At 56.1% G+C, this 7,449-nt stretch carries 6 protein-coding genes; 1 reads left to right on the top strand and 5 read right to left on the bottom strand.

What is annotated here, in order from left to right; translation table 11 throughout:
- Window positions 1-149: 149 nt before the first annotated feature.
- A complete protein-coding gene (locus ACR0IM_RS16135; RefSeq protein WP_480643619.1) occupies window positions 150-524 on the bottom strand; it encodes a hypothetical protein in 375 nt (124 codons plus the stop codon).
- 48 nt (window positions 525-572) lie between these two features.
- Between ACR0IM_RS16135 and ACR0IM_RS16130 the strand changes: the two genes are divergently transcribed.
- Entirely contained in the window at window positions 573-1,373 is an 801-nt protein-coding gene (locus ACR0IM_RS16130; protein ID WP_480643620.1) for an alpha/beta fold hydrolase, read from the top strand.
- Between the two features lie 4 nt (window positions 1,374-1,377).
- Here ACR0IM_RS16130 and ACR0IM_RS16125 read toward each other — a convergent pair whose 3' ends face one another.
- The 4 genes from ACR0IM_RS16125 to ACR0IM_RS16110 form a co-directional block, all read right to left on the bottom strand.
- Window positions 1,378-1,752, bottom strand: coding sequence for a rhodanese-like domain-containing protein (locus tag ACR0IM_RS16125; protein ID WP_480596928.1), 375 nt, complete (start codon window positions 1,750-1,752; stop codon window positions 1,378-1,380).
- Between the two features lie 79 nt (window positions 1,753-1,831).
- On the bottom strand, window positions 1,832-3,184 hold the full coding sequence (locus ACR0IM_RS16120) for an HlyD family type I secretion periplasmic adaptor subunit (RefSeq protein WP_480682529.1): 1,353 nt from the start codon (window positions 3,182-3,184) through the stop codon (window positions 1,832-1,834).
- Window positions 3,185-3,197: 13 nt separating this feature from the next.
- Complete coding sequence (locus tag ACR0IM_RS16115) at window positions 3,198-5,432, bottom strand: type I secretion system permease/ATPase (RefSeq protein ID WP_480596924.1); 2,235 nt, start codon at window positions 5,430-5,432, stop codon at window positions 3,198-3,200.
- Window positions 5,433-5,469: 37 nt separating this feature from the next.
- The gene (locus ACR0IM_RS16110; protein ID WP_480682528.1) at window positions 5,470-7,413 is read right to left on the bottom strand and encodes a type I secretion protein; all 1,944 of its coding nucleotides are present in this window, start codon (window positions 7,411-7,413) and stop codon (window positions 5,470-5,472) included.
- Window positions 7,414-7,449 lie beyond the last annotated feature (36 nt).

Raw genomic sequence — 7,449 nt, 5'->3', positions numbered from 1 at the left:
GCGAAGACGGAAACGGTGCCGTCGAAGCCAAGGTCAAAGCCGAGGTCGCAGACCTCTGCGCCAAATTCCCGATCTATCCTAACCTGTAAGTCGGTTTAAAACTAAAGACCTGAGCGGCGCCTGATGGGCGCCGTTCTTTGTTGGGCGGATCAGATGAAACCCTGCCACCGCAGGAAAATGATCAGCAGCGCCAACAGGGCCAGCAGGTTGAACGCCAGCCCACCCAGCATCCCCAGAAACCAACCCAGCCGCCGGTCGGCGCGGTTGATCCCGCTCAGGTGGGCCTGAACCTCTTCTGACGCGCGCGCAAGTTTTGGAGCATCCAGCACCAGCCGCAGCTTGGGATGAGCCGCCATCGGCTCGGCATGCGCCAACATCAGCGCCTGCTTGTAAATGCGGCGGGGCAGAAGCCGTTTGGCCTTGCGGATCGACTCAGCCAGCGTCTTGTCCTTTACACCCAGTTTCTTGCGCAGCAGTTGAACCGTTTGCGCAATCTGGCTTTGGATATCTGTGTTTTCCGACATGGCGGGCCTCCGAAGCTGCCAACTTACCCCCCATCGGCGAAGGCGACAATGGGGCTGGTTGTTTCTGATCACGGCGGGTATCACAGCCTCATGCTGAACACGATCACACATGGCGAACCGACCGAGAAACTTCCTCTGCTTATTGCCCACGGGCTTTATGGCTCGGCCCGGAACTGGGGGGTGATTGCCCGGCGTCTGGCGGATGAGCGGCAGGTTGTGGCCGTCGATATGCGCAACCATGCCTACAGCATGTGGACCGATCAGCACAGTTATCCCGAATTGGCCAGTGATCTGGCCGAGGTGATCGAGCATTTCGGCGGCAAGGCCGACATTGTGGGCCATTCAATGGGCGGCAAGGCAGCAATGACGCTGGCCCTGCAACATGGGTCTCTGGTGCGCAAGCTGGTGGTCGCCGACATCGCGCCAGTGACTTACACCCACAGCCAGATCCAATTCATCGAAGCCATGCGCGCCGTCGATTTCTCGCTGATCGAGCGACGCTCGGATGCGGCGCAACAACTGGCCGATCAGGGTGTTGAACCCGCGCTTCAGAGCTTTTTCACGCAATCGCTTGATATCAAAGGGAAACGCTGGTTGCTGAATCTGGGTATTCTTGCGGCTGAGATGCCAAAGATCATGAGCTTTCCAAAGCTGGATGGGTCGTGGGAAGGCCCGGCCCTGTTCCTGTCGGGTGGAGAATCCGACTATGTCCTGCCCGCGCATCGCGATCTGATCCGGGCGCTATTTCCGGCCGCCAAATTTGCCAAGATTCCCGGTGCAGGTCATTGGTTGCACGCCGAAAAGCCCCGCGAGTTCGAAGCTGCCGTCCGGGCGTTCCTGAACGCCTGATCCTTTACTCCGAAACCTCGCCCCCGTCCTTGACCCAATCGGGCGGACCGCCGAGGCTGCGGACCCGCGCGTACCCCATGTCTTTCAGCAGCTTTCCCGCCAACCCAGCGCAAGCGCCAGCCGCACAATTGAGGATAATCGAGCATTCTTTCCGAAGGTCGAGATCACGGGGTGGCAAGGTCTCAGCGGCGCGCAACTTCAAAATTCCGCGCGGGATGTAGTGGGCACCGCTGGCCCGTCCTGTCTGCTGCAACTCGACGGCGTCGCGTAAGTCCAGTAGCAAATCGCCCTGCCCCTGCAACTCATTCGCTGTTCCGATGTCAACATGTCCAGCCACAGCATTGGCGGCCTTTATCTTGTCATGAACTGTCAGTGGCATATGTAGTCCACCGGTGGTTTTCGCCGGAGGACTTCATGCATTTCGTGGAAGGCGCGGACCGACCCCGTGGTCAGCCTGTTTACTGTTCGCGGAAGGCGCGCGACATGCTGTCTGTCACTGGTTTCGCGATATAAGCCGCGAATGTGCGCTCTTCGGTCTGGATCATGATCTCGGCGGGCATACCCGGGGTCGGGATAAAGCCCCTCACGCGCTCAATCTCTTCCGGTTCCAGCGAGATGCGGGCCAGATAGACCTCTTGCGGTGCACCATTGGTTTCCTCGATCAGCGAGTCAGCCGATAAATAAAACACCTGCCCGTTCAGCACTGGCGTCGTCCGTTGGTTCAGGGCGATCAGACGCACGGTTGCATCTTGCCCGGTCACTACGCTATCGATCTCGGTGCGCGGGATTTGCGCTTCGATGATCAGGGGGGCGTCGGCGGGTAGAATCTCGGCGATGGGTTCACCGGTTTCGATCACGCCGCCCGGCGTGTGATAGTGCAATCGCACCACAGTGCCCGTAACCGGAGCCCGCACAACCGCACGGTCCAGAACGCTGCGGGCCTGACGAGCTTTTTCGCGGACACTTTCCAGATCGGCTTCGATCACGCCCAATTCATCCAACGCAGCCTCGCGGTAGGCCGCCCGCGTGCGGGATATCTGTTCTTCGTATTTCAACAGCATCTGGCTGATTTCAGCCGCCTCGGCCTGCAACCGCGCCTGCTGACCTTCGGCTTCGGCCTGAACCCGGCGAATGGTGTTCAACTCGCCCTTGCGCACCAGCCCTTTCTTAAAAAGCGCCTGCTTGGTTTCAAATTCTTCCTGAAGGATTTCGGACCGCCGCACCATACTATCCAATTGCGCCTCGAACCCGCTGGAGCGAATTCTGAGCGCCTCCATGTTGCGTTCCAGCAAAGCGATGTCGTTCAGCAAGGTTTTTCGCGACAAATCAAAGGTGATCTGTTGCCCATCGAGGATGCTCATCACCTCGACATCATCCGAAGCGGTGATCAAGTTGGGAGAAAACTCCAGCCGTTGCTCTTCGCCGTATTCCGCATTCAGGCGTTCCGACATGGCCTGCAAGCGGATTTTACGGATAAACAACTCGCGCTCATTGGCTTCCGCCGAGGTTTGGTCCAGCGTCATCATCACTTGACCCGCTTTGACGGATTGGCCTTCGACAACCTTGATTTCCTGAATGATACCACCTTCCAGGTGCTGCACAATCTTGTTGCGGCCAGTGGCGACAAAGCTTCCCTGCGCGATAACCGCAGCGGCCAACGGCGCACTAAAAGACCAGACACCGAAGCCACCAAAGCAGACGACCAGCATGATGAGCCCGATGACAACCAAACGATTGATCGAGCGCGGAACTTCGGCATACCAGACGTCTGGATCCTTGGGATCGTTGTTCACGGGGACCAGTTCATTCATGTCGTACTCCCCTTTACTGCTTTTGAATGCCGGGCTGGTTGTTACGCGGCCCGTTCAGTTGTTGCAGAACTTGTTCGCGGTGACCAAACAGGGCCACACGACCATCTGTCAGCAACATGATCTTATCGACAACGTTCAGTAGCGTCGGCTTTTGCGTAATCACCACAACGGTAATCTTGTTTTCCCTGGCTTGTTCAATGGCCCGCGCCAACGCCTTGTCTCCAGCAACGTCCAGGTTCGAGTTCGGCTCGTCCAGAACCACCATACGCGGATTGCCAAAGAACGCCCGCGCCAGTGCGATCCGCTGTTTCTGCCCGCCAGACAGCGGTGAACCATCTGCCGCCACAACGGTTTCGTAACCCTGTGGCAACGTCGCAATCATGTTGTGGACATCGGCCAGAACGGCAGCGTCGTGGATCTGCTCGTCGGTCGCATCTTCCCGCATCCGGCCAATATTGTCCTTGATAGTTCCGGGGAACAGTTGCACGTCCTGCGGTAGATAGCCGATGCTCTCACCAAACTGACGCGGATCCCAGTTGCGGATATCCATCAGGTCTAGCCGAACACTGCCCGAAGTCGGCAGGACCGACCCGACCAGCGTTTTACCCAGCGTAGTTTTCCCTGCACCAGAGTTGCCGATAATCGCCAGCGTCTCGCCCGGATTCAATGAAAAGCTGATTCCGTTCAGAACAACGCGCTTTGTGCCGCCAGGCACATAGAGCAGGCGTTCAACGTCCAGCCGACCTTCGGGGCGCGGCAGGCGCAGTTTCTCGAATTGCAGGGCTGAGTTGGACAGCAGTTGATTGATACGGCCATAGGCCCCACGCGTCAGCAGGAAGCTGTTCCATCCTTCAATCGAGCCTTCGATTGGTGCAAAGGCACGACCCGCGATGATTGAGGCTGCAATAACCATGCCGCCCGTAATCTCACCCTGCAACGCCAAATACGCCCCCCAACCCAGAATGGCGATCTGTGTCAACAGCCGTACTGCTCGGGAAATGGCGGCAAAAATCACATTCCGGTCCTGAGCGCGAACCTGCCATGTCAGGGATTGGGCAGTATCACGACCCCAGATACGAACGGCCTCTGGGATCATGGCCAGAGCGTTGATGATCTGGCTGTTCCGCGACATCGAATCCAGATGCAGGTTTGCCATGGACTGCGCCTTGTTAGCCTCGGCGAAGGGTTTAGCCGTCATACGCTGGTTGATGAATGCAATCGCCATCAGCAGCAAGGCCGTCACGATCACGATCGTCCCTAGCTGTGGATGTACCAAAAAGATCATCAGGATAAACAATGGCGCAAAGGGTACATCCAGGAAGGATATCAACGTGCCCGAAACCAGAAATCCCCGAACTTGCTGCAGGTCACCCAAGGTCTGATATTCACGTCCATTACCGTGCAGCGAGGCATGCGCTGCTGCGCTCAGCACCGGGGCACCAAGACGGGCGGCAACCTCGACCGCTGTCCGCATCAGCATGAAACGCCGCACGGCATCAAAGGCCGATTGGAAGATCACTGCCCCCGCGACAATCGCCGTCAGCATGACAAGCGTGTCCAGCGACCGGCTGGTTAGAACACGGTCACTGATCTGGAAAAGATAGATCGGGATCGCAAGGATCAAACAATTCGTCGCACAGGTCAGAACCAGCACAAAGGCCAGATTTTTATAGATCGCCCGCAGCGAGGTGCGTAACGTTTTCCTAAAATCTTCTGGCGGAGTACGTTTGTGAAATGTCTGGGGTGGCCCTTTTCCATCGCCGCCACCAGAATTGCTGCGCAGCAATGGTTCATTTGCCTTGGCCTCGATAGTGGTGCCCATGCGATCACCGCCATTCGAGCGCGACGCCGGGGGTATACGGTCGCTCGTTTTATTGACGGGTTCGGGATCGGGGCTCTCGACGTCGGCCACCCCAGCACCGCTGCCCTGTTGGTCACTGTCTTCGGCAGGCTGCGGCTGCTCGCGCCGGGGGGGAGGTCCGGCGCGCAGTTGCGGTTCCTCTTTCACTTGGTGATGAGCAGGTTTCGCTTTCACGGTTTTTTCGGCGCTCGCATCGCTTTGGGCGACTGCCTCCCGATTGCCGTCTTGTGGATCACTAATGCGGAAATCTTCGCTAAGGCGTAATCCCGGAATTTTCTTCAGTTTCTTTTCAGACTGGCCCGCGCTTGGCGGTTTCGAAACGCCGCCGCCGTTACGATCCAACGGACTGGCGTATCGTCTCGGGCGCGACGGAAAAACAATCGACATGTCAAAACTTTCAGGTCACTCGTAACAAACAGGGTTACTACGCTAGCATAGTTTGCAGTCCGTCGTCGACGGTTGCCTGTTCCGAAGGGGTCAATTTGTTGTGGTCCGCGCAGTTCTTAGCATTGGCCGCGGCATCCATTTCTTCCATCATAAGCGCTACGGCTTCGCTGACGATCTCGGCCTTTTCCTCTTCCACACTATCGATCAGGCTCGCCTGATGCAGCATGAGTTCCGAGTATGCTTCTTCTTTCGCCATAATGACTGAATCGACACCCATCTTGTTGATACTGGCTTTGTTCAGAATGGCGTTGCCCGCTGCCAGAGCGGAAACCTCCTGACCCTTTGGATCAATATAGATGTCGTCCTCGTCCTGTAACTTGGTCACTTGCTCGATGGCATTGACCTGCAACAGATCGCCATCGATCTTGAGGACACGCACCAACTCTGCACCTGCGAACATCGGGTCGTTCAGCAAAGCATCTTCTAATGCATCTGTATCGACTTCCTGCAATGGTATTGCTTCCGCAAGAGAGTCGCTCAGTTCCTCATGTGTGTCCTCACCGGTTGTCTTCAGAGAAACCTCATTCATCACAAGGTTCTCTTCCGCTTCTGTCGGATGGGCACCATAAACCACGTCACTATCCATGAGAGCGATCGTCTGGGTCACAACATCGATCGAGAGCATGTCGCCACCAATTATGATCACATCGTAGAAACTGCCCAGTTGCAGAATATCAGTGACATTGGTCATGATATTCTCACCCAGGGTATATGCGGTGGACGTGGCTGTGACCTCAGTGTGAATGTGGTCGATATCCGTGGCGTCGATGATCTGTTTGATGAAATTTGTCACCAATAGATCGCCATCGATCCAGTCGATCACCACAATCGGATCTTCCCCAGGTTCGCCGATATTGTCAGCCAACCATGGTGCCTCGCTGCCTTCGACCAGAATTTCTGATGACTGGACCACATGCGTTTTGCTTTGTACGCCCGGCGCACCCTGATCGAAGTCGGAAACAACAGCGACCTGACTGACAACGCCCAGATTAATGGATTGCCCACCAACCAGAATATTGGGCGCGTCCACCCAGCCGACATTGATGGCAACTTCGTTAACCGCCAGGTTGCCACCCGCGACCACCGAATGGCCGCCCTCAAACTCACTACCTTCGGGCTTATCCCACTCAGCTGGCAGTGGATCCCAAGAGTCGTCTTCGGTATCGTCTTCCTCGGTCTTAAGATTTTCCGGCAGTAAATCCTTAAAGTCCGGAGCTTCATCAACGTATTCGCCGTTAACAATCACGCCGATGGCGTCCTCGCCATGGAACTGAACGACTTTAGCGCCGTCGATATCGATATGGATTGACGCCTGTATCTGATCAATCAACTGCTCAACTGCATCCCCAGACAAGTAGTCATCGATGTGAATGGACGGTGGGGAAATCGCATGCAGGGACAGGGCCATTTCAAGCAACGCCTCGCCCTTCGCCATCAGGGTTTCGACATCGCGAAAATCACCTTCGCCGATGACATCGTTGTCGTTCAGCTTAATCGTCTGGAACGTATAGGTAACGGCCGATCCGATTAGGTCGGTCACCATCTCAGGCATCAGCTGAATAAAGTTCAGTTGAATGCTCGTTCCACCGACTCCAAGTGCCTCGGGCAGGGAGAAATCATTGTCCGGTGCGGATCCCAGATTGACTTCGGAGTCGTTCAATGGCCCTGGGCCCGCCGGGGCCGAAGCGAGTTGTTCCTGAGGAGTAAAAAACTTGTAAGGCAACGGGTCATATTCACCCGGGTCCATCTTCAGGTTTGCCTTGATCTCAACGCGAGTGGGGTCTTCCAGTTCTTCCAATTCTGCTTTTCGTTTCAGTGCGACAAATTCTTCGTACTGATCCCGCAACCGGGCCTGTTCGATCGTTATTTCAAATGTTCCGATGAAATGGGCAATTTGTTCTGTAATACTGTCTAGCGACATTTCAGTGTCCTTTCCCCGCCCCGGCCTGAAATTTCC

This window comes from Ruegeria sp. BF6 (assembly GCF_056538665.1).
This window is presented reverse-complemented; position numbering and strand designations above follow the sequence as displayed.

What these genes read in the sequence shown, in the direction of transcription:
- ACR0IM_RS16120 (WP_480682529.1), bottom strand. Translation starts at nt 3,184, where the DNA reads ATGAATGAACTGGTCCCCGTGAACAACGATCCCAAGGATCCAGACGTC.
- ACR0IM_RS16115 (WP_480596924.1), bottom strand. Translation starts at nt 5,432, where the DNA reads ATGTCGATTGTTTTTCCGTCGCGCCCGAGACGATACGCCAGTCCGTTG.
- ACR0IM_RS16125 (WP_480596928.1), bottom strand. Translation starts at nt 1,752, where the DNA reads ATGCCACTGACAGTTCATGACAAGATAAAGGCCGCCAATGCTGTGGCT.
- ACR0IM_RS16130 (WP_480643620.1), top strand. Translation starts at nt 573, where the DNA reads ATGGGGCTGGTTGTTTCTGATCACGGCGGGTATCACAGCCTCATGCTG.
- ACR0IM_RS16110 (WP_480682528.1), bottom strand. Translation starts at nt 7,413, where the DNA reads ATGTCGCTAGACAGTATTACAGAACAAATTGCCCATTTCATCGGAACA.
- ACR0IM_RS16135 (WP_480643619.1), bottom strand. Translation starts at nt 524, where the DNA reads ATGTCGGAAAACACAGATATCCAAAGCCAGATTGCGCAAACGGTTCAA.